The 19,513-nt window shown below is 68.2% G+C and carries 24 protein-coding genes and 3 tRNA genes; 14 read left to right on the plus strand and 13 right to left on the minus strand.

Annotated features, from left to right (window positions below; translation table 11 throughout):
• The first annotated feature begins 2 nt into the window (after positions 1-2).
• Positions 3-1,463 carry a neutral zinc metallopeptidase gene (locus ACZYY4_RS20355; RefSeq protein WP_463811858.1) on the plus strand — a complete coding sequence of 487 codons (1,461 nt, stop codon included), beginning with the start codon at positions 3-5 and terminating at the stop codon, positions 1,461-1,463.
• A 278-nt stretch (positions 1,464-1,741) separates the two neighbouring features.
• Positions 1,742-2,068, plus strand: coding sequence for a DUF4333 domain-containing protein (locus ACZYY4_RS20360; RefSeq protein ID WP_463811859.1), 327 nt, complete (start codon positions 1,742-1,744; stop codon positions 2,066-2,068).
• Between the two features lie 82 nt (positions 2,069-2,150).
• Here ACZYY4_RS20360 and ACZYY4_RS20365 read toward each other — a convergent pair.
• The 3 genes from ACZYY4_RS20365 to ACZYY4_RS20375 form a co-directional block, all read right to left on the minus strand.
• Positions 2,151-2,241: transfer RNA gene (locus ACZYY4_RS20365), tRNA-Ser, on the minus strand.
• A 29-nt stretch (positions 2,242-2,270) separates the two neighbouring features.
• On the minus strand, positions 2,271-2,738 hold the full coding sequence (locus ACZYY4_RS20370) for a nucleoside deaminase (RefSeq protein ID WP_463811860.1): 468 nt from the start codon (positions 2,736-2,738) through the stop codon (positions 2,271-2,273).
• The gene (locus ACZYY4_RS20375) at positions 2,735-3,256 is read right to left on the minus strand and encodes a tRNA adenosine deaminase-associated protein (protein WP_463811861.1); all 522 of its coding nucleotides are present in this window, start codon (positions 3,254-3,256) and stop codon (positions 2,735-2,737) included. Before ACZYY4_RS20375 ends, ACZYY4_RS20370 begins: the two co-directional genes overlap by 4 nt.
• Before the next feature lie 84 nt (positions 3,257-3,340).
• On the opposite strand from ACZYY4_RS20375, the gene ACZYY4_RS20380 reads away from it, so the two are divergent.
• Entirely contained in the window at positions 3,341-4,282 is a 942-nt protein-coding gene (locus ACZYY4_RS20380) for a prephenate dehydrogenase (protein WP_463811897.1), read from the plus strand.
• On the opposite strand, the gene ACZYY4_RS20385 is transcribed toward ACZYY4_RS20380, so the two are convergent.
• The gene (locus tag ACZYY4_RS20385) at positions 4,248-4,838 is read right to left on the minus strand and encodes a putative glycolipid-binding domain-containing protein (RefSeq protein ID WP_463811862.1); all 591 of its coding nucleotides are present in this window, start codon (positions 4,836-4,838) and stop codon (positions 4,248-4,250) included. The two genes, ACZYY4_RS20380 and ACZYY4_RS20385, sit on opposite strands and share 35 nt — an antisense overlap.
• Positions 4,839-4,939: 101 nt before the next feature.
• On the opposite strand from ACZYY4_RS20385, the gene ACZYY4_RS20390 reads away from it, so the two are divergent.
• Positions 4,940-5,263 (plus strand): LapA family protein, encoded by a 324-nt coding sequence (locus ACZYY4_RS20390; RefSeq protein WP_463811863.1) that lies wholly within the window; start codon positions 4,940-4,942, stop codon positions 5,261-5,263.
• Positions 5,264-5,279: 16 nt separating this feature from the next.
• Here the strand turns inward: ACZYY4_RS20390 and ACZYY4_RS20395 are convergent, their stop codons facing one another.
• The 6 genes from ACZYY4_RS20395 to ACZYY4_RS20420 all read right to left on the minus strand — a co-directional run bounded on the left by ACZYY4_RS20395 (position 5,280) and on the right by ACZYY4_RS20420 (position 10,477).
• Positions 5,280-5,921: a histidine phosphatase family protein gene (locus ACZYY4_RS20395; RefSeq protein ID WP_463811864.1), complete on the minus strand. Its 642-nt coding sequence runs from the start codon at positions 5,919-5,921 to the stop codon at positions 5,280-5,282.
• Between the two features lie 33 nt (positions 5,922-5,954).
• On the minus strand, positions 5,955-7,826 hold the full coding sequence (locus ACZYY4_RS20400; RefSeq protein ID WP_463811865.1) for an alkyl/aryl-sulfatase: 1,872 nt from the start codon (positions 7,824-7,826) through the stop codon (positions 5,955-5,957).
• A gap of 37 nt (positions 7,827-7,863) precedes the next feature.
• Complete coding sequence (locus ACZYY4_RS20405; RefSeq protein WP_463811866.1) at positions 7,864-7,998, minus strand: hypothetical protein; 135 nt, start codon at positions 7,996-7,998, stop codon at positions 7,864-7,866.
• 6 nt (positions 7,999-8,004) lie between these two features.
• Positions 8,005-8,178 (minus strand): hypothetical protein, encoded by a 174-nt coding sequence (locus ACZYY4_RS20410; RefSeq protein WP_463811867.1) that lies wholly within the window; start codon positions 8,176-8,178, stop codon positions 8,005-8,007.
• 102 nt (positions 8,179-8,280) lie between these two features.
• Positions 8,281-9,795: a sensor histidine kinase gene (locus tag ACZYY4_RS20415; RefSeq protein ID WP_463811868.1), complete on the minus strand. Its 1,515-nt coding sequence runs from the start codon at positions 9,793-9,795 to the stop codon at positions 8,281-8,283.
• On the minus strand, positions 9,773-10,477 hold the full coding sequence (locus ACZYY4_RS20420; RefSeq protein ID WP_463811898.1) for a response regulator transcription factor: 705 nt from the start codon (positions 10,475-10,477) through the stop codon (positions 9,773-9,775). The genes ACZYY4_RS20415 and ACZYY4_RS20420 overlap by 23 nt, the downstream gene beginning before the upstream one ends.
• 116 nt (positions 10,478-10,593) lie before the next feature.
• Here ACZYY4_RS20420 and ACZYY4_RS20425 point away from each other — a divergent pair, with 116 nt between their 5' ends.
• From ACZYY4_RS20425 to ACZYY4_RS20455, 7 genes are all read left to right on the plus strand, one after another.
• Positions 10,594-10,938, plus strand: a complete 345-nt coding sequence (locus tag ACZYY4_RS20425) for a nuclear transport factor 2 family protein (protein WP_463811869.1) — start codon at positions 10,594-10,596, stop codon at positions 10,936-10,938.
• A gap of 7 nt (positions 10,939-10,945) precedes the next feature.
• On the plus strand, positions 10,946-11,971 hold the full coding sequence (locus ACZYY4_RS20430; protein ID WP_463811870.1) for a phosphotransferase family protein: 1,026 nt from the start codon (positions 10,946-10,948) through the stop codon (positions 11,969-11,971).
• Complete coding sequence (locus tag ACZYY4_RS20435; RefSeq protein ID WP_463811871.1) at positions 11,968-13,206, plus strand: amidohydrolase; 1,239 nt, start codon at positions 11,968-11,970, stop codon at positions 13,204-13,206. Before ACZYY4_RS20430 ends, ACZYY4_RS20435 begins: the two co-directional genes overlap by 4 nt.
• A 78-nt stretch (positions 13,207-13,284) precedes the next feature.
• On the plus strand, positions 13,285-13,593 hold the full coding sequence (locus ACZYY4_RS20440; RefSeq protein ID WP_463811872.1) for a hypothetical protein: 309 nt from the start codon (positions 13,285-13,287) through the stop codon (positions 13,591-13,593).
• A 28-nt stretch (positions 13,594-13,621) separates the two neighbouring features.
• Positions 13,622-14,377, plus strand: coding sequence for a hypothetical protein (locus tag ACZYY4_RS20445; protein WP_463811873.1), 756 nt, complete (start codon positions 13,622-13,624; stop codon positions 14,375-14,377).
• A 7-nt stretch (positions 14,378-14,384) separates the two neighbouring features.
• Positions 14,385-15,122 (plus strand): hypothetical protein, encoded by a 738-nt coding sequence (locus ACZYY4_RS20450; protein WP_463811874.1) that lies wholly within the window; start codon positions 14,385-14,387, stop codon positions 15,120-15,122.
• Entirely contained in the window at positions 15,119-15,844 is a 726-nt protein-coding gene (locus ACZYY4_RS20455) for a hypothetical protein (RefSeq protein ID WP_463811875.1), read from the plus strand. The genes ACZYY4_RS20450 and ACZYY4_RS20455 overlap by 4 nt, the downstream gene beginning before the upstream one ends.
• An 87-nt stretch (positions 15,845-15,931) precedes the next feature.
• Here the strand turns inward: ACZYY4_RS20455 and ACZYY4_RS20460 are convergent.
• Both ACZYY4_RS20460 and ACZYY4_RS20465 read right to left on the minus strand, forming a co-directional pair.
• Positions 15,932-16,004, minus strand: a tRNA-Arg gene (locus ACZYY4_RS20460).
• 37 nt (positions 16,005-16,041) lie between these two features.
• Positions 16,042-16,130 (minus strand) — tRNA-Ser (locus tag ACZYY4_RS20465).
• 143 nt (positions 16,131-16,273) lie between these two features.
• Between ACZYY4_RS20465 and hisC the strand changes: the two genes are divergently transcribed.
• From hisC to ACZYY4_RS20480, 3 genes are read left to right on the plus strand one after another with little or no spacing between them, the layout of a single operon-like run.
• Entirely contained in the window at positions 16,274-17,320 is a 1,047-nt protein-coding gene (hisC, locus tag ACZYY4_RS20470) for a histidinol-phosphate transaminase (RefSeq protein WP_463811876.1), read from the plus strand.
• An 11-nt stretch (positions 17,321-17,331) separates the two neighbouring features.
• On the plus strand, positions 17,332-17,745 hold the full coding sequence (locus ACZYY4_RS20475) for an SRPBCC family protein (RefSeq protein ID WP_463811877.1): 414 nt from the start codon (positions 17,332-17,334) through the stop codon (positions 17,743-17,745).
• Between the two features lie 12 nt (positions 17,746-17,757).
• Complete coding sequence (locus ACZYY4_RS20480; RefSeq protein ID WP_463811878.1) at positions 17,758-18,225, plus strand: DUF4334 domain-containing protein; 468 nt, start codon at positions 17,758-17,760, stop codon at positions 18,223-18,225.
• On the opposite strand, the gene ACZYY4_RS20485 is transcribed toward ACZYY4_RS20480, so the two are convergent.
• A complete protein-coding gene (locus ACZYY4_RS20485) occupies positions 18,207-19,412 on the minus strand; it encodes a TerC family protein (RefSeq protein ID WP_463811879.1) in 1,206 nt (401 codons plus the stop codon). The genes ACZYY4_RS20480 and ACZYY4_RS20485 overlap by 19 nt on opposite strands.
• Between the last annotated feature and the right edge of the window lie 101 nt (positions 19,413-19,513).

A 19,513-nucleotide genomic window follows, 5' to 3' on the forward strand; every position in this document is an offset into this window, starting at 1 on the left:
TGATGTCAGGACGGGCCGTCGGCAAGACCGCCAGAACACTTTTCGGCGTGGCCTGCGTGATGCTGGCGTTGGCGGGTTGCGCGGACACCACGCCCACCGTGGTGACCGGACGAGCGGTGTCGATGCTGTACAACCCGGGCAAGGTCGGCGGCTTGCCCACCACCGAGGGGCCCAGTGGCCCGCGCGGCGACGTACCGCCCGTCACCCCCAGGGTGAACAACAGCGACGGCGGGCAGATCGACCGGCTGTCGCTGTTCGCGATCGACGACATCGAAGAGTTCTGGACGCAGCACTACGCCCAATCCCTGAGCGGACGCTTCCAGCCGGTATCGACGCTGATGTCCTACGACTCCACCGACCCCAATACCCCTTCGGTGTGCGGCGGCGATGTCTACCACCTGCCCAACGCGATGTACTGCCGCAAGGCCGACACGATGGCCTGGGATCGGGCCAAGTTCATGCCGACGGCCCGAAAGTACTTCGGCGACATGGCGATCAACGGGACGCTGGCCCACGAATACGGGCACGCCCTGCAGAACATGTCCGACATCGTGGGCCCGCTGACCCGAACCCTGGTGCGCGAACAGCAGGCCGACTGCTTCGCCGGGGTGTACATGCAGTGGGTGGCCGCGGGCAGTTCGTCGCGCGCGGCGTTGAGCACTGGCGACGGGCTCAACCACGTGCTGGCCGGGCTGATCGTGATCCGCGACCCGGTCTCGACGTTGGACAACCCGGTGTCGATCTCCGACGAGCACGGCACCGCGCTGGACCGGGTCGGCGCCTTCCAGACCGGCTTCGACGGCGGCGCACAGATGTGCGCCGAGATCGACATGGGCGAGATCCGCAAGCGCCGCGGCAACCTGCCGCGCTCGCTGTTCGATTCAGAGAACCCGCAGAGCGACCTCACGATCGACGAGTCCGTCCTGTCGACGCTGATGGAGCAGCTGGGCCAGATCTTCGGCTTGTCCCGGCCGCCGAGCCTCTCTACGTCGGGCAAGTGCCCGAGCGGCCACGAGCCCAACCCGGTTGCCTACTGCCCGGAGACCAATACCGTCGTCATCGACATGGCCGGCTTGCAGGACATGAGCGCACCGACGGATCAATCGACACTGGGTATGCCGCAGGGCGACAACACCGGATTGTCGGCCGTCACGTCGCGGTATGCGCTTGCAGTGCAACGTGAACGCGAGGTCGGTTTGGAGTCTGCGACGGCGGCGCTGCGGACCGCGTGTCTGACCGGGGTGGCCCAGCGCCGGATGGCCGAGCCGATGACGCTGTCGTCGGGCCCGGGCTTGACGCTGGCCGGCGGCGACCTCGACGAGGCGGTCACCGGACTGCTGATGAACGGCGTGGTGGCCAGTGACGTCGACGACCACACCGTGCCGGCCGGTTTCACCCGGATCCTCGCTTTTCGCTCCGGGCTGCACGGCGATATCGACGGATGCTTCGAGCGGTTCCCGTGAACCGTCGACCCGAGCCGCCGGACCCGCCGGAGCGGCGGACCACGCCGATACCGCGCCTGCCCCGGCGCCCACCCGGGCCGCCACCGGGCCGGCCGGCGCAACCTCCAGCTCAGCCCTGGTATCTGGAGTTCCGGCGGCCCCCGGCCCAGCCGCCGCGGGTCCCGCCGCCGCGGTCACACCGGCCGCCCCCTCCGGGCCCCCGGCCGCCGGCACCGCCGCCGCCTCCCGCGTCGACTCCGCCGAAACGGGTTGACCCCCAACACCAGTCGAATCGGGGGATGCTGCTGGTCGGGGCGGCCGTCACCGGCACGCTCGCGCTGGCGGTGCTGCTGACGTTGGTCCTGCGTGGCGTCGTCGGCGGCTCCGGGCCGGTGGAACTCGACGTCACCCACGCCCAAGACGGTGTCCGCCAGGTGCTCACCGACCCGATCAACGGCTACGGGCGCGAGGACGTGACCGCCGTCCGGTGCAACAACGGGGTCAACCCGAGGGTGCGGAAGGGCAGCAGTTTCACGTGCCTGGTCACCGTCGACGGCGACCAGCGTCAGGTGCTGGCGGAGTTCTCCGACGACGCGGGAACTTATGAGGTGGACCGGCCGCGGTGAGAGTTATTCGCGGCGAGTGTGCGGTTTCGCACGCCGACCCTGGTGGATCGGGTACCAAACCGCACACTCGCACGCATTCACATGGCGGTGGCGGAGGGATTTGAACCCTCGGACGGGGGTTACCCGTCACACGCTTTCGAGGCGTGCTCCTTAGGCCGCTCGGACACGCCACCGCGGGACAGCGTACCCAACGACGGTGCCGTCAGCCCAATCGCTGCCGGGCGAAGAACGCCTCCAGTGGTGCAGCACACTCCTGAGCCAGCACCCCACCGCGGACCTGCGGGCGGTGATTGAGCCGGCGATCGCGCACCACGTCCCACAGTGAGCCGACCGCCCCGGTCTTGGGTTCGAAGGCCCCGAACACCAGCCGCGCGACCCGGGCGGCCACCAGCGCCCCCGCGCACATGGTGCACGGCTCCAGGGTGACGGCCAGCGTCGCGCCGGTCAGCCGCCAGCCGTCGCCGAGTACCGCGGCCGCCTCGCGGAGGGCCAGCAGCTCGGCGTGCGCGGTCGGGTCGCCGAGGGCTTCGCGGGCGTTGGCCGCCCGGGCCAGCACGGTGCCGTCGGCGCCGAGCACCACCGCACCCACCGGAACATCGCGGGGGCCGGCCTGGCCGGCAGCCGCCAGTGCGGCACGGATCAGGTCCTCGTCGGCGGGCGGGCCGGTCACCGACCGCGTCGCGGCAGCGCCGCGGTGAGCTGCTCGTCGAAGCCCATCTCGCTGGCGATCCGGTGCAGTTGCTCATCGACGGGCTGGTCGGACTCGTCGAGGATGACGCCGAGCACCGCGGCAGGCAGTCCGATATCGGACAACAGGCCCAGATCGCCCTCTTCGAACGGTTCGGAGTCCTCCAGGTCATCGGCGTCGATGTCGGCGTCCAACTGCTCGAGCACCTCGTCAGCGAGGTCGTAGTCCAGTGCGGCCGTCGCATCCGAGAGCAGCAAGCGGGTTCCGGCCGGACCGGGGCGGACGATCACGAAGAATTCATCGTCGACATTGAGGAGTCCGAAAACCGCTCCTGCACTGCGTAATTCACGCAGCTCCGTCTCTGCCATCGACAGACTGGTCAGCGTCGCGGCACGCATCGCCGTGCAACGCCACTTGCCGTCTTCGCGCACAACAGCCACCCCGAAGCCGTCCAGCGTGTCCGCCGGCCGGCCCTGTGTGGACGCGCCCTGTGCTCCCATGGCCGCCAACGGTAGTCGCCGTTTACGCCCTTGACCAGCGTGTGCCAACCTGGAGAGGTGGTGGTAAGCGCAACGAAAACACCGGTGTGTGTGCTGGGGCTCGGTCTGATCGGCGGTTCGGTGCTGCGCGCCGCCGCCGCGGCCGGCCGGGTGACGTTCGGCTACAACCGCTCGGCGGGGGGTGTGAACGCCGCGGTCGCCGACGGGTTCGACGCCACCACCGAACTGGATTCGGCACTGGCACGGGCCGCCGAAACCCACGCGCTGATCGTGATCGCCGTCCCGGTGCCGGCGCTGGCGGCGCTACTCGACCAGATCCGCCGGCTGGCGCCCGAGTGCCCGCTGACCGACGTCACCAGCGTCAAGAGTGCGGTGCTCGACGCTGTCACGGCCGCTGGACTGCGGGACCGCTTCGTCGGCGGCCACCCGATGGCCGGCACCGCCCACTCCGGCTGGCCGGCCGGGCACGCCGGGCTGTTCGAGGGGGCACCGTGGGTGATCAGCGTCGACGACCACGTGGACCCCACGGTGTTCTCGACGGTATTGGACCTGATCCTGGACTGCGGCTCGGTGGCGGTGCCGGCCCGCTCCGAGGAGCACGACGCGGCCGCGGCCGCGATCTCACATCTGCCGCACCTGCTGGCCGAGGCGCTGGCCGTCATAGCCGCCGACGTGCCGCTGGCGTTCGGGCTGGCAGCGGGGTCGTTCCGGGACGGCACCCGGGTGGCGGGCACCGCCCCGGACCTGGTGCGGGCCATGTGTGAGGCGAACTGGCTGCACCTGCTGCCGGCGCTGGACCGGGCCATCGAACTGCTGGGCGAGGCTCGGGATTCACTGTCGGCCGCCGACTCGGTGGCCGACCTGGTCAACCACGGCCATGCCGCCCGGACCCGCTACGACAGTTTCCCGCGCACCGAGATCTTCGCCGTCGTCGTCGGCGCGGACGACTGGCGCCGGGAGCTGGCCGCCGCCGGCCGGGCGGGTGGGGTGATCAGATCCGCGCTGCCAACCCGGGATAGTCGATGACGAACCCGTCGTCATCGACGGTGATGGTGGTGCCGCCGGGATCGGTGCCCGGAGTCAGGACCGTGATTCCGGTCTCGGTGCTGCTGTAGCTGGCCTCCGCCGCGACCACCGACATCTCCGGAAGCCACAGGTAGACCGTCGGCAGGGTGACCGCAGCCACCCGCTGATGCAGCCGGGCCCGCCGGATCGGCAACGCGTTGAAGAACGGGCTGAGCACGACGTCGAGGTCCAACGCCCCGTCGTAGCCCGCACGTGACTGCCCACGGGCGTCGGTGATCAGCCACATGTTCTCTTCGTCGCGGGCGATCACCAGCTGGCGGTCCCGTTCGGCCACCGTGACGGTCAGCCCCAGCCGCTTGGTGGCCCCGGACTCGTCGGTCTGCAGGTCGTAGTAGGCGCTGAACGCCGGGTGGGTGTCGGTGGCCGCCGCCACGATCCGGCCGTTGGCCCTGATCCGGTTGCCGGACAATTGCACCCGCACCGACTCCATCCGCGTGGCGTCGGGCGCCCGCCAGGTAAGGATCGCCGGCCACGAGCCGGACGGGGCTGCGCTCACCGGACCACCGTAGGCGACCGATCGGCGATCCGCAGTGCCCTGGAGGCGGAAACTGACGGGAAGTCGTTCATTTCCGCGTCGGAAGCGGCAAGATGGCACCCATGAGCAGCGATCCCACCGTGCCAGCCGACCCGTCGCGGGGCGAAACCACACCGCCGCCACCGGCCGCAATGCCGTTGACCCGCGCCGGCGCGCTGTGGAGCGCGCTGATCGCCGGTTTTCTGATTCTCATCGTGCTGCTGGTGTTCGTCACCCAGAACACCGGTCCGGTCGACCTGACGTTCCTGGCGTGGACGTGGAGCCTGCCGCTGGGTGTGGCGATCCTGCTGGCGGCGGTCTGCGGCGGGCTGGTCACCGCGCTGGCCGGCACCGCGCGGATCTTCCAGCTGCGGCGCGCCGCCAAGAAGACGCTCGCCCGGCGGTAGCCGGCCGGGTAGGCGTCTAGCCCGCCGCGTCGGCGGCGTCATTCCCGGGTAGCCGGGGTTGATTGCGCGGCAGCAGATCCCAGACGTGCTCAGTACCGTTCGTCGACGCCACTGCGGCCTGCCCGGACCGCGAATAGAGCAGCCGCGTGACCGACACGTAGTCGATGGGAAACGACAACAACCGCGGTGTGCCCAGGATCTGGTGCAGCACCACATTGATCACGCCACCGTGGCTGAACACCGCCACCGTGTCATCGACGCCGGCGGCGGCCACCACGTCGGCGACGGCGGCAGCCACCCGCGCGCAGAACGCGACCTCGTCGACGTCGCCGGGCAGGTGGCCCTGCGACATCCGGGCCCAGTCCTGCGGCCGCTCGGTGCGCAGCTGCTCGATGGGCAGATACCCGGCCATCTCCCGGTCGTACTCGGCGAACCGCTCATCGATGTCGATGGTCAGCGCGCGCTCGCGGGCCAATGGTTCGGCGGTCTGCACCGCCCGGCGCTGCGGGCTGCTGACCAACCGGGTGATCGGGTAGCGCTGCAACGCAGCGGGCAGGCGCAGAGCCTGCTCGAGTCCGGTCTCGGAAAGCTCAGGGTCCGAACCCTGGCCGTACTCGCTGCGCAGCGGGAGCGCGTGGCGGATAAGCAGCAACTGCACGCTGCCACCCTAAGGTGCCGGTTCGACCCCGCGTCAGGGGGTGACGATGTTGAATCCGGGGTCTGCGCTGTCGAGCACGCCCAGCAGTCTCGGCAGCGCCGACTGGTCGCCGGCGACTTCCAGTGTTCCCTGCCCCAGCAGGGCCGCGAGTAACGCCGACTTGCCGGCCGGGGTGATGGTGGCATCCGCGGTGTCCGGGTCCGGGGGGACCTTCCGGTAGACCAGCACGCCGTTGCGCAGCGTGAGCCGATAGTTGGCGCCGGTGTCGGCGAAGGTGATGTCGAGGGCCAGTTCAAGCTCCCAGGCCCGCGGCGCGTCCACCCGGATCGCCAGGCTGTCGAACAGCTGCTCGGGGCTCAGCTGGGACAACAGCGTCGTCGAGGTGACCTGCACGGCAGTACCGAATACCCCGGTTCGCAATTCGGTGGCACCGGACAGGAAGAAGTTGCGCCACGTCGCATTCTCCGCACCGTAGGCCAGCTGCTCGCAGGTGTCTGCGTAGAGGCGGCGCGCACCGGCATGATCGGCATCGGCGAATACTGCGTGGTCGAGCAGTGTCGCCGCCCAACGGAAATCACCGTTGTCGAACGCTTCGGCGGCCAGCTCGACGACTCGCTCCACCCCACCCAGGGCTGCGGTGTAGCGGGTGGCCAATGCCTCGGGCGGGTGCGGCCACAGCCGCGCCGGGTTGCCGTCGAACCAGCCCATGTAACGCTGATAGACGGCCTTGACGTTGTGGCTCACCGAGCCGTAGTAGCCGCGGGCATGCCAGGCGCGTTCCAGCGCAGGGGGCAGTCGGAACTGTTCGGCGATCTCGGCCCCGGTGTGGCCCCGGTTCAGCAGCCGCAACGTCTGGTCGTGCAAGTAGGCATACATATCCCGTTGCAGCGCCAGGTATTCCGCTATCCGCTCGGCGCCCCAGGTCGGCCAGTGGTGCGAGGCGAACACGACGTCAGCCCGCCCGGCGAAGGTGTCGATGGCCTCGGTGAGGTACCCCGCCCACGCGTGCGGGTCACGTACCAGCGCACCGCGCAGCGTCAGCAGATTGTGCTGGGTGTGGGTGGCGTTCTCGGCCATGCACAGTGCCCTGGATTTTGGGAAGTAGAAGTGCATCTCGGCCGGCGCCTCGGTGCCCGGTGCCAACTGGAACTCGATCTGCACGCCGTCGACGGCGTGGGTCTCACCGGTGTCGGCGATGGTGACGGTCGGAACGATCACGGCCACCTCCCCGGTTGAGGTGTTCTGCCCCAGTCCACAGCCGACCTGTCCGAGCGGACCGCGCGCCAACTGGGTGCCGTACATGTAGGAGGCCCGCCGCGACATCGCGGTTCCGGCGTAGACGTTCTCCTGCACGGCATGCTCGATGAAGCCCTGCGGGGCGATGACGGCGACCCGGCCGGCGTCGACCTCGGCTTGCGAGGTGACGCCCAGCACGCCACCGAAATGGTCGACGTGACTGTGCGTGTAAATAACCGCGGTGACGGGCCGGTCACCGCCGCGGTGTTCGCGGTAGAGCCCCAGCGCGGCGGCGGCGACCTCGGTGGAGATCAGCGGATCGATGACGATGACACCCGTATCGCCCTCGACGAAGGTGATGTTCGAGAGGTCGAAGCCACGGACCTGGTAGATACCCTCGGTGACCTCGTAGAGCCCTTGCTTGGCCGCCAGTTGGGACTGGCGCCACAGGGCCGGATGCACCGACGTCGGCGCATCCCCGGCCAGGAAGCCGTAGCTGTCGTTGTCCCATACCACCCGGCCGTCGGCGGCGGTGATGACGCACGGACTCAGCGCAGCGATGAAGCCGCGGTCGGCGTCCGCGAAATCGGTTGTGTCCCCGAAGGGCAGCGTGCTCAGGTGTTCACGGTGCGCGGCCTCGACCGCCGCGCTGACCGGCCGGTGCTCCATGGCGACTAGATTGCCACTGATCTGGTCCCCGCGCGTGTCAGCGGCGCCGCGTGAACGCGCTCAGCACGGCGCGCAACCGCGTCCACCAGGATCGGCGGGCGACCCTGTCTTGCGTCTCCTGCGCCTCGTGGGCGTAATCCTGAATGGTTTCGTCGCCTTCTTCAGCGCGCATGGGCACTCACTCCTCGGGCTCCTCGGGCGGGTCTTCGGGTACCAGCCGCTCCGGCACTTCTTCGGGCGCCAGGCGTTCGGGCGGGTCCGCGGGCACCAGTCGTTCCGGCGGCTCCTCGGGAACACGCCTGTGCGGCGGTTCCTTGGGTGTTCCCGGCTCAGGTGGCATTTCGGGATTCATCCGGGTCGCCTACCCGTCACGCGGCGGGGGCAAACCCCGGGGCGAGCGTGCGTGAATCCGGCCTCGGCACGGAGTGTCGGGCCGGGGACACGCGCGCTCGCGCTAAAGGGGTAGGTGGACGGTGAACTCGGTGTGGCCGGGCTTGCTGGTAACTCCGATGGTTCCGCGATGGGCTCGGACCACCGCCGAAGCGATCGCCAACCCCAGCCCGGTGCTGCCGCCCTTGCGGGACCGGGAGGTGTCGCCGCGGGCGAACCGCTCGAAGATCTCCGGCTGGAACTCATCCGGAATGCCGGGGCCGTCGTCGGTCACGCTGAGCACCGCCGAGGCGGCGTCGACACCCAGTCGGACGGTGACCACGGTTCCCGCGCCGGTGTGCACGCGTGCGTTGGCGAGCAGGTTGGTCAGCACCTGGTGCAGTCGGGCGGCATCGCCGGGCACCATCACCGGCTCCTCGGGCAGCTCAAGGCGCCACTGGTGGTCCGGGCCGCCGACGTGCGCGTCGCTGACCGCGTCGACGGCCAGCCGCGACAGGTCCACCGGCTCGTGCTCCAGCGAGCGGCCCGAGTCCAGCCGGGCCAGTAGCAACAGGTCTTCGACCAGCCGGGTCATCCGCTCGGTTTCGGACTGCACCCGGCTCAGGGCGTGCGCCAGCGATTCGGAGTCCACGCCGTCGGTTACCGGAATACGTTGCGCCAGTTCGGTGTAACCGCGGATCGCGGTCAGCGGGGTGCGCAACTCATGGCTGGCGTCCGCGACGAACTGACGCACCCGGGTTTCACTGGCCTGCCGTGTCGACAGTGCGGTGGCGATGTGATCGAGCATGCGGTTGACGGCGGCGCCCAGCTGTCCGACCTCGGTGTGCGAGCTGGTGTCGGATTCGGCGACCCGCACCGGCAATGTCGCGTCGCCGCGATCCAGCGGCAGATCGGCGACTTCGCCGGCGGTCTGCGCCACCCGGCGCAGCGGGGCCAGCGCCCGCCGGGTGACCACGCTGCCGGCCGTGGCCGCGGCCGCCACCGCGACCAGGGTGACCAACCCGAAGATGAGCAACACCCGCACCATGGTGGCGTCCACCGCTGCCAGCGGCAGCCCGATGACGATGATCTCGTCACCACGGCGGGCCGTCGTCGCGACCAGCCGGTACCGGCCGACCCCGTCGAGCCGCCGGGTGACCGGCCCGGGCTCGGCGGCGACACCGGCCAATAGCGTTGTGGCCGAAGGACTCAGATCCTCGCGCAGGCCCGAGGTGCTCAGGCAGCCCGCGTCGACGACCCGAACTTCACCGTCCACCGCGCCGTCCGCCGGGCCCACCACCGCGCCGACCATGCCGACCGGCTGGCCGGGGGCGTCGAGGAAATCCGGCCCGGGCCCCGGCCGGGGTCGATGATGTCGGTGCCACGACGGTGGGAGCGGCTGGCCGTGCAACCGCGCCGAACGGCGTGAGGCGTCAGACAGTTGGTGGTCGAGCTGGCTTACCAGGTACTGATAGAGCGCCAACTCCGTCACCGCGCCGATGCCGAGGCAGGCCACGGTGAGCAGGGCGATCTGGCCGGCCAGCAACCGCGCCCGCAGCGACCACGGCCGCCGTATGTCAGTGAGTCGGCTTGAGCACATAGCCGGCGCCGCGCAACGTGTGGATCATCGGTTCTCGGCCGTTGTCGATCTTCTTGCGCAGGTAGGAGATGTAGAGCTCGACGATGTTGGCCCTGCCGCCGAAGTCGTAGTCCCAGACCCGATCCAGGATCTGCGCCTTGGACAGCACCCGCCTGGCGTTGTGCATCAGGTAGCGCAGCAGCTCGAATTCGGTGGAGGTCAACGTGATCGGGTCACCGCCGCGCGTCACCTCGTGGGAATCCTCGTCGAGAACCAGGTCACCCACCACGATCTGGGCGCCGGCCTCGGCGGTGCTCACCCCGGTGCGGCGCAACAACGCGCGCAGCCGCAAAACCACCTCTTCGATGCTGAACGGTTTGGTGACGTAGTCATCGCCGCCGGCGGTCAATCCGGCGATGCGGTCCTCCAGCGCGTCCTTGGCGGTCAAGAACAGCACCGGCAGCCGCGGGTTGACCTCGCGCAGCTTGCGCAGCACGTCCAGCCCGCTCATGTCCGGAAGCATCACGTCGAGCACCACCACGTCGGGGCGTTCAGCTTTGGCGGCGGCGATCGCCGAGGCGCCGTCACCCGCGGTCGCGGTGGTCCAGCCCTCGTAGCGCAGTGCCATCGACACCATCTCGGCCAGCACCGTCTCGTCGTCGACCACCAGCACGGTGATCGGTTTGCCGTCGGCACGTGCCATCACGACACGTTCCACCGATCCACGTGACGCAGTCATCGCGTTCCAGTATGTCGCCGGCGATGGGTCTTGCCTGTATCGACACTATGGCCGCGCTGTGAACCGATATCGTTTCAGTCATGGCCCGCACACCGCAGGAGATCTTCGACCACCACCTCCACGCACTGGTTGCCCGCGACGTCGACGAGCTGCTCGTCGACTACACCGACGATTCCGTGCTGATCACCCCGGCCGGCGTGGCACAGGGCCGCGACGGCATCAAGGCGGGGTTCAGCCAGCTGTCCGACGCACTGGCTTCCGCCGTCTTCGACATCAAGTCGAAGACCTACCACGGCGAGATCCTGCTGCTGGAGTGGACGCTCGACTCGCCGGGTTTCCAGGCCGACGGCGTGGACACCTTCGTGTTCGGCGACGACTCGATCCGGGTGCAGACCATCTCCCAGCTGGTACGCCCCAAGGGCTGAGCACAGTATGGACACCGAACCGGTAGCGCAGTGGATGTCTGGCCGGGGGCTGGGCGAGGGCCCGCTGGAAGACGTCACGGAACTGTCCGGCGGGACGCAGAACGTCATGTTGCGGTTCACCCGGTCGGGCTGCAGCTATGTGCTGCGCCGCGGCCCACTGCACCTGCGCCCGCGCAGCAATGACGTGATGTTGCGGGAGACCCGGGTGCTGGCCGCACTGGCCGGCAGCGACGTGCCGCACCCGGGGTTGATCGCGGTCTGCGACGACCCCGCGGTGCTCGGTGACGCGGTGTTCTACCTGATGGAGCCGATCGACGGGTTCAACGCCGGCGGTGAGCTGCCCGAGCTGCACGCCAACGACCCCGCGGTGCGGTACGAGATGGGGCTGTCGATGGCCGACGCACTGGCCAAGCTCGGCGCCGTCGACCATGTCGCGGTCGGATTGGCGGACTACGGGAAGCCGGACGGCTTCCTGGAACGTCAAGTGCCGCGGTGGCTTTCGGAGCTGGACTCCTACCGCCAGTTCGAGAACTACCCGGGGCCCGAGCTGCCCGGCCTGAACGAGGTGGCCGACTGGCTGCAGCGCAATGTGCCGGCGTCGTGGCAGCCGGGAATCTTGCACGGCGACTACCACGCGGCTAACGTGCTGTTCTCCCCCACCGGGCCGGAGGTCGCGGCGATCGTGGACTGGGAGATGTCGACGATCGGGGATCCGCTGCTGGACCTGGGCTGGCTGCTGGCCACCTGGCGCCAGGACGACGGGTCCAGCGTGTTCGGCCACACCCTGACCGGCATGGACGGGCTGGCCTCCACCGACGATCTGGTGCAGCGGTACGCCAAGGGCAGCTCCCGCGACCTGTCGCACATCGGCTGGTATGAGGTGATGGCCAGTTTCAAGCTGGCCATCGTGATCGAGGGAACGCTGGCCCGGGCGTCAGCCGGCAAGGCGCAGAAAGAAGTCGGCGACCAATTGCACGAGGCCGCGGTGTGGCTGTTCGAACGGGCACGAACCCTGATAGCGAGCAAGACATGACCGAACACCTCGACAGGATCGACGAGATCGTTGCGGCCGACACGCACCGGCTGATCGAGGTGTTCAAGGATCTGCACCGCAACCCCGAGGTGGGCTTCCACGAGGTGCGTACCGCGCGGATCGTCTCGCAGGCGCTGAGCAACCTCGGGTTCACGGTGACCACCGGTATCGGCCGGACCGGAGTGGTGGCGGTCCTGGCCAACGGCCCGGGCCCGGTGGTGATGTATCGCGCCGACATGGATGCGCTGCGGGTACCGGAGGCCACCGGCCTGGATTACGCCAGCAGCGACCCGGCACTCGGGCACATGTGCGGCCACGACGCACACGTCACCTGGATGTTGGGAATGGCCAAGGTGCTCGCTGAGACCACCGACTCCTGGTCGGGCACCGCGGTGCTGATCGGCCAACCGGCCGAAGAGTTGATCTCCGGCGCCCAGGCCATGGTTGACGACGGCCTCTACGACGTTGCCCCGCAGCCGGACTCGTTCGTCGCCATGCACACCGCGCCGGTCCCGGTGGGCATGGTGGCCGCCGCGGGCGGTGAGCGGATGGCCGGCACCGACCAGCTCGAGATCATGTTCCACGGCGTCGGCGGGCACGGATCGCTGCCGCAACTGGCCAAGGACCCGGTGCCGATGGCCGCCCAGGCCGTCGTGGGTTTCCAGACCATCATCAGCCGCACCATCGCCCCGCACGAGAGCGCGGTGCTGACGGTCGGCTCGGTGCAGGCCGGCACCACCTACAACGTCATCCCGGACCGGGCCCGGCTGTTGGCCAACCTGCGCTGGTACAACCCGCAGGTACGCGAACAACTGCTCACCGGGATCCGGGCGATCAGCGAGGGCATTGCCCGCAGTGCCGGGATGCCCGAGGACCTGATGCCCGTCATCACGATGGGCGGCGGTTCCACCCCGCTGATCAACGACGCCGACCTCACCGCCCGTCTGGCCGCCACGCTGCGCGGATTGCTCGGCGAGCCCAACGTCGTCACCGAACTGCCCGCGGTCACCGCGTCGGAGGACTGCCACCTTCTCAAAGGCCCGCACCACGACGTACCGCTGGCCTATCTGATGGTCGGCGTGGCCGACGCGCAGGTGTTCGCCGACGCCGCCGCACGAGGGCAGATGTTCCCCTACTCTCCGCACTCCCCCGACTATGTCGTCGACCTCGCCGCGATCCCGTTGGGGGCCCGAATCGCCGGTCACGCGATGCTGGAACTATTGGCCGTCGGGTAGGTTTACCGGGCAATATTGATACCCCCGTTATGCTTTGACGGTTGTGCGGTCTACGAAGGCGAGCTAAGGTTGATTGCTGTGGACGATCGTCACAAAGACCCAACCGTGGTGTTGCCATACCTCGTCGGCAGGCCGCTCGGCGCGACCGAGGTCTACGAGGCATTCGGCTACCGCAAGTCGGCCTATTACAAGGCCGCCCACGAGGGCCGGCTGATCAGCGCGGACAATCTGATTCGAGTCGCCAGGTACTTCGGGTTGAACCCCGTCGACCTGCAGGTCCGCTTCGGATTGATCGAGCACGACGCCGTCGCGGAATACCTGGACGCGTCGTCACGGCCACTGCGCCTCGGCGATCTCAAGGCGGATCTGGACAAACCGCCGGTCTAAGCGGACCTCCGGCAAGTACCGTCGACGAATGAGTTCGGCCTTCATCGGCGCCACCGTGCTGGTGGCGCTCTACAGCCTGTGGGTGCGCCGCGACACCTGGTGGTCGCGATGGGAGATCGGCGTCACTCTGGCGATCGCGCTGGAGATCTGCGCGCTGGTGCTGATGTCGCCGTGGGCGGCCGAAACCCTCGGACCGTGGGTGCACAGCGCCGCGCGGATGTGGAACCTGCAGCAACTGGTCGGCCACATCTGCTTCGTTGTCGCGATCGCGGCCAATATCTTTCATGTATTGCCACGCCTGACTGACTTCGACCGGGCCAGACCACTGCTCCGCAGGCAGGTGGAGTGGCCGGTACGGATCGGTGTGGTCGCACTGGTGGCGGTGTTCATCGTCGCCGACGCGGGCTACCGTCCGCACGGATTCTCGACCGGTAACGACACCGGCGCCTGGGCCAAGGTGTACTGGGTGTTGTTCTGCGGCCTTCTGATCTACCTCTCCGGCTACGCGACGCGGCTGCTGCTGCTGGTGCGGTCCGATCCGCGCGCCAAGGAGACCGTCGAGCTCTACACCGCTTCGTCGGCGTTCGCGCTGGCGGCCCTGGTGGCGCTGTTGAGCACCACCTGGACCAAAACCGATGTGAGCCAGCTGGTTTGGTTGTGCGTATGCATTGCCATAATTATCTTCGCTTACGGCTCAGCCCGCTCGTGGAAGGCGAAGGCGGCATGGTTCGCCTCCGGCCGTAGACCGATCAAGGAGCCCAACCCGCCGCAAGCGCTGTCTTGAGTGTGCAATGACGTCGGGATTCATCGTCGCCACCCTGGCGATCATCATCTACAGCTCGTGGATTCGTCGCGACACCTGGTGGACACGCTGGGAGGTCGCCGCTTCGCTTGCACTGGTGCTGGAAGGCTGTGCGCTGCTGTTGATGTCGCCGTGGGGCGCCACCGCGATCGGCTCGGTGCTGCACCGCGGTCTGGGGGTGTGGAACGTACAACAGATGCTCGGGCACCTGTGCCTGATCGTGGCGATCACCGCGAACATCCATCACATGTTGGTGCGGCTGGCCGACCCCGATCAGGTGCGCTCGATCATGCGCCGCCAGCTGATGGTCCCGATAGGTCTCGGCATCGCGCTGATGGTGCCCTCCTACCTGCTCGCCGACCAGGAATACCACCCGGACATGTTCGCCGCCAAGAACACCGATTCCTGGCTGATCGTCTACGAACTGGTGGGCTGTGCCGTGGTGCTCTACCTCAGCGCCTACGTCAGCCGGCTGATGCTGACCCTGCGGAAAGACCCGCGGGCCAAGTCCACCATCGACCTCTATCTGGTCTCGATGACCTTCGCTGCCGTGGCATGCCTGATCGTGGTCGGCTCGGCTTGGGTTGACGGTGACGATGCCAGCCCGGCGATCTGGGTCTGCATCTGTCTGTCGGTGGGAACCTTCGCCTACGGGTCGGCGCGATCCTGGCTGGCGAAGAGCGCATGGTTCACCGCTGGGGGCGGCACGGCGATCGGCGCACAATGATCTCGGTATTCATCACCGCCACCCTCGCGGTGATCGGATACAGCCTGTGGGTACGCCGCCACACCTGGTGGTCTCGCTGGGAATCGGCCGCCACCTTCGCGATCGCGTTGGAGGGCTGCTCGCTGGTGTTGCTCTCGCCGTGGGCCGCCGCCGAGCTGAGTCCGCTGTTGCACCACTGTCTGGGGCTGTGGAATGTCCAGCATGTGGTCGGCGGCCTCGCCCTGATCGTGGCAGTGATCGCGAACATCTACCACATGCTGGTGCGACTGGCCGATCCCGATCAGGTGCGGCCACTCATGCGCAAGCATCTGCAGGTGCCACTGGGGCTGGGCGTCGCGCTGCTGCTGGTCAGCTTCGTCAACATCGAGCGGGGCCACCAGCCGGACATGTTCGCCGGCCTGACCGGCAATGCGTGGTTGACCGCCTACGAGGTGGCTGCCTGCTGGATCGTGCTCTTCCTGAGCGGCTACATCAGCCGGCTGATGCTGTTGCTGCGGCACGATCCGCGGGCCAGGACCACAGTCAACCTGTATCTGGCGTCGATGTTGTTGACGGTGGCGGCTTGCCTGGTCGCGATCGCCTCGATCTGGGCCGGCTGGTACGCCGGCCCGGCGATCTGGGCCTGCATCTGCCTGTCGGTGATGATCTTCGCCTACGGGCTGGCGCGGTCCTGGCAGGCCAAGACGGCATGGTTCTCGCCGGACGCTTCAGCGCCGCGGTGATGCGTGCCCGGGTGGTTGACTCTGCGTCCACCAGGCGGGCTACTCGCACTTCTGCTTGGTACACGCAGAGTGAATGGGAATTTTGAGTGCGCCCGAAGGGATTCGAACCCCCAACCTTCTGATCCGTAGTCAGATGCTCTATCCGTTGAGCTACGGGCGCCTGTCTTCAGTTGTCGGTCGAGCAAGCCCGGCCGTTGCGGAGGCGAGAGGATTTGAACCTCCGGTCCCCCGTAAAGGGGACAACTCATTAGCAGTGAGTCCCATTCGGCCGCTCTGGCACGCCTCCTCGAACTCGTTGAGGGTACCGGATCGATGCCCAGGCTTCGAAACCGCTCGGTTCATGCGGCGGCTCCAGCTTCGGCTCTCCTCCGTCGAGCCTCGCTAAACCGCCGGTTCATGCGGCGTCCTGGCGCACATATGCTGTGGTTCGTGACCGCCCGCCTGCGCCCGGAGATCGCCGCCCTACCGGCCTACGTCGAGGGCAAGACGGTGCCGGGCTCGATCAAACTGGCCAGCAACGAGACCGTGCTGCCCCCGCTGCCCAGCGTGGTCAAGGCCGTCGAAGCCGCCCTGGCCGGCACCAACCGCTACCCGGACAACGGCTACGCCGCGCTGCGCTCCCGACTGGCCGAGCACGTCGGGTTCGCCCCCGAGCAGGTTGCGGCGGGCGCCGGGTCGGTGAGCCTGTGCCAGCAGCTCATCCAGATCAGCACCGGCGCCGGTGACGAGGTGGTGTTCGGCTGGCGCAGCTTCGAGATCTACCCGCTGCAGGTGCGCACCGCCGGCGCGGTCCCGGTGCAGGTGCCGCTGCGCGAGCACACCTACGACCTGGACGCGATGCTCGCCGCCATCACCGACGCCACCCGGCTGATCTTCGTCTGCAACCCGAACAATCCCACCTCCACCGTCGTGCACCCCGACGCGCTGGCGCGGTTCGTGGCCGCGGTGCCACCGCACATCCTGGTCGCCATCGACGAGGCATACGTGGAGTACATCCGCGAACCCATGACACCCGACAGCCTGGCACTGGTCCGCGAATACCCGAATGTGGTTGTGCTACGCACGTTTTCGAAGGCCTACGGGCTGGCCGGGCTGCGGCTGGGCTATGCGGTCGGCGATCCGGAGATCATCACGGCGCTGGGCAAGGTCTACGTGCCCTTCACGGTGTCCAGCGTGGCGCAGGTCGCCGGGATCGCCTCGATGGACGCCGCCGACGAACTGCTGGCCCGCACCGACGCGGTGGTAGCCGAACGGAGCCGGGTCTCCGCGGCGCTGCGTGCCGCCGGGTTCGAGCTGCCGGATTCGCAGGCCAACTTCGTGTGGCTGCCGCTGGCGGAGCGCACCGCGGACTTCGTGACCGCTGCCGCGCAGTCCCGCATCGTGGTCCGGCCGTATGGCCAGGACGGGGTCCGGGTGACCATCGGCGCGCCGGAGGAGAACGACGCGCTGTTACGGTTCGCTCAAGGCTGGATCTGAGGAGGAACGCTATGCACGCGACCGCTACCGCCACCGTCGCCGCGCCCGCGGCCCGAGTGTGGGCGGTGCTCTCCGACTACGAGGGCATGTCCGACTGGGCCCCCGGCCTGAAGATCACCCTGACCCGGCCCGGCGCGCCCGAGCCCAACGGTGTCGGCGCCCAGCGCCGCATCCAGGCGGTGCCGGGAATGGCGCCCCTGGTGGAGGAGATCATCGCGTTCGAGCCGGATCAGCGGTTGAGCTACCGGGGCGTCTCGGGCATCCCGTTCCGCAACTACGTCGGCGAGGTGGCGCTGCGGCCGGCGGGGTCGGGCACCGAGATCAGCTACACCATCAGCGCCGACAACCGGCTGCCCGGAGTGGCCGCGATGCTGGCGCACGGGCTGCTGTTCGGCCTCAAGCGCGCCGTCAAGAAGGCTGGATAAGGGAGCTACGCGATGAGCGACGAAGTGGCCCGCAAAACGTTCTTCGAACTCAAGGAACGCAGCGGTGAGATCCCCGACGCCGAGATCGACGAGTTCTGGGCGACGCTGCAGCCGGCCACCGTCGAGCAGATGATCGGCGAGTGGCGCGGCGGAGAGTTCGTCACCGGCCACAAGATGAACGGCCTGCTCGACAAGGCCCGCTGGTTCGGCAAGACATTCAACTCGGTCACCGACGTGCAGCCGCTGGTCTGCCTCGACGAGGACGGCAACAAGTTCTCCAACATCAAGCTCGGCAAGGGCGAGGCCAGCCTGTGGGCCGAAGAGTTCCGCGGCGAGGTGGTGGCCACCATGGTCTACGACGGCCAGCCGACCCACGATCACTTCAAGCGCGTCGACGACGACACCGTGGTGGGCATCATGAACGGCAAGGGCGTGCTGGATGACGGCCGGTACTTCTACTTCTACCTGGAGCGGATCTGATCGTCCCCGTTTGTCTGATGGTCGGCGGTGGCGCGGTCGAGTAGATCGACCAGCTCCGGATCCTCGCGAACCACCTGCCCGTCGCCGGGATCGAGCTCCACGATCTGACCGCACTCGTCGACCAGTCTCCCGAAGAGCCGCTCGCGATCAGCGGTGCTGTGGTCGGCGCCGCCGTCCAGGTAGGCCGTGGCGTACCGCCGGGCGTTGGCAATCGCCGTCTGGGTCCTGCCACGGCGACTCAGCAGCGAGACGGCGACCGTGACCGCGAGCACCCCCACGATCACCACCAGCGACAAGCCGGTGCCTATCTCGGCGACGTCAACCGGTTCTGCGGAGTTGATGAACGGCACGTTGTTCTCGTGCAGGCCGTGCAGTACCAGCTTCACGCCGATGAATCCGAGGATCACCGCCAGCCCGTAGGACAGATAGACGAGACGATCCAGCAGGCCCTCGATCAGGAAGTACAGCTGTCGCAGTCCCAGCAGGGAGAACGCGGTCGCGGTGAACACGATGTAGGTGTCGCGGGTGAGGCCGAAGATCGCCGGCAGTGAGTCGAGCGCGAAGATCACGTCGGTGCCGGCGATGGCGATCATCACCAACAGCATCGGGGTCATCGCCCGGCGGCCCTCAACCGTCGTGAACAGCTTGTCGCCGTCGTAGTGCTCGGTGGTGTGAATGATCTTCCGCGCCAGCCGGATGGCCATGTTGTCGGCTTTCAGGGCCTCTTCACCGCTGGCCGAACGCAGCATGCTGCCCGCCGTCAGCAGCAGGATCAGCCCCAGGAAGTAGAAGGCCCACGCGAAGGTGTGGATGAACGCGGCGCCGAGGAAGATGAAGCCGGTCCGGGCGATCAGCGCGAAGATGATCCCGAACAGCAGCACCTTCTGCTGGTCTTCGCGGGGCACCTGGAAGCTCGCCATGATGACCAGGAACACGAACAGGTTGTCGACGGACAGCGCCTTTTCGGTGAGATAACCGGCGAAGTACTCCGAGCCGGGATCCACGCCGCCGAACACCAGCATGCCGACCCCGAACAACACGGCGACGCCGACGTAGCCGGCCGACCAGATCGCGGCTTCCTTCAACGTCGGAACGTGCGCCTGGCGGACATGGAAGAAGAAGTCGAATGCCAGCAAACCGACGAGGCCGACGATCGTCAGCCCCCACACCCAACCGGCAATGTCCATGCGCCACCCAGGATAGGCGGCGTCGACGAAGCCGGTTTGAAGCCTGACTGGCGTGCAGGTGGCGAGGCTATGACTGGCCGGTGAATGCGATCGGCCCATCC

This window comes from Mycobacterium sp. IDUB_21, from assembly GCF_055419425.1.

Coding starts and splice junctions, on each gene's coding strand:
- ACZYY4_RS20355 (WP_463811858.1), top strand. CDS start 3: ATGTCAGGACGGGCCGTCGGCAAGACCGCCAGAACACTTTTCGGCGTG.
- ACZYY4_RS20360 (WP_463811859.1), top strand. CDS start 1,742: ATGCTGCTGGTCGGGGCGGCCGTCACCGGCACGCTCGCGCTGGCGGTG.
- ACZYY4_RS20375 (WP_463811861.1), bottom strand. CDS start 3,256: ATGGGAGCACAGGGCGCGTCCACACAGGGCCGGCCGGCGGACACGCTG.
- ACZYY4_RS20390 (WP_463811863.1), top strand. CDS start 4,940: ATGAGCAGCGATCCCACCGTGCCAGCCGACCCGTCGCGGGGCGAAACC.
- ACZYY4_RS20400 (WP_463811865.1), bottom strand. CDS start 7,826: ATGGAGCACCGGCCGGTCAGCGCGGCGGTCGAGGCCGCGCACCGTGAA.
- ACZYY4_RS20405 (WP_463811866.1), bottom strand. CDS start 7,998: ATGCGCGCTGAAGAAGGCGACGAAACCATTCAGGATTACGCCCACGAG.
- ACZYY4_RS20410 (WP_463811867.1), bottom strand. CDS start 8,178: ATGAATCCCGAAATGCCACCTGAGCCGGGAACACCCAAGGAACCGCCG.
- ACZYY4_RS20415 (WP_463811868.1), bottom strand. CDS start 9,795: ATGTGCTCAAGCCGACTCACTGACATACGGCGGCCGTGGTCGCTGCGG.
- ACZYY4_RS20420 (WP_463811898.1), bottom strand. CDS start 10,477: ATGGCACGTGCCGACGGCAAACCGATCACCGTGCTGGTGGTCGACGAC.
- ACZYY4_RS20425 (WP_463811869.1), top strand. CDS start 10,594: ATGGCCCGCACACCGCAGGAGATCTTCGACCACCACCTCCACGCACTG.
- ACZYY4_RS20430 (WP_463811870.1), top strand. CDS start 10,946: ATGGACACCGAACCGGTAGCGCAGTGGATGTCTGGCCGGGGGCTGGGC.
- ACZYY4_RS20435 (WP_463811871.1), top strand. CDS start 11,968: ATGACCGAACACCTCGACAGGATCGACGAGATCGTTGCGGCCGACACG.
- ACZYY4_RS20445 (WP_463811873.1), top strand. CDS start 13,622: ATGAGTTCGGCCTTCATCGGCGCCACCGTGCTGGTGGCGCTCTACAGC.
- ACZYY4_RS20450 (WP_463811874.1), top strand. CDS start 14,385: ATGACGTCGGGATTCATCGTCGCCACCCTGGCGATCATCATCTACAGC.
- ACZYY4_RS20455 (WP_463811875.1), top strand. CDS start 15,119: ATGATCTCGGTATTCATCACCGCCACCCTCGCGGTGATCGGATACAGC.
- ACZYY4_RS20475 (WP_463811877.1), top strand. CDS start 17,332: ATGCACGCGACCGCTACCGCCACCGTCGCCGCGCCCGCGGCCCGAGTG.
- ACZYY4_RS20480 (WP_463811878.1), top strand. CDS start 17,758: ATGAGCGACGAAGTGGCCCGCAAAACGTTCTTCGAACTCAAGGAACGC.
- ACZYY4_RS20485 (WP_463811879.1), bottom strand. CDS start 19,412: ATGGACATTGCCGGTTGGGTGTGGGGGCTGACGATCGTCGGCCTCGTC.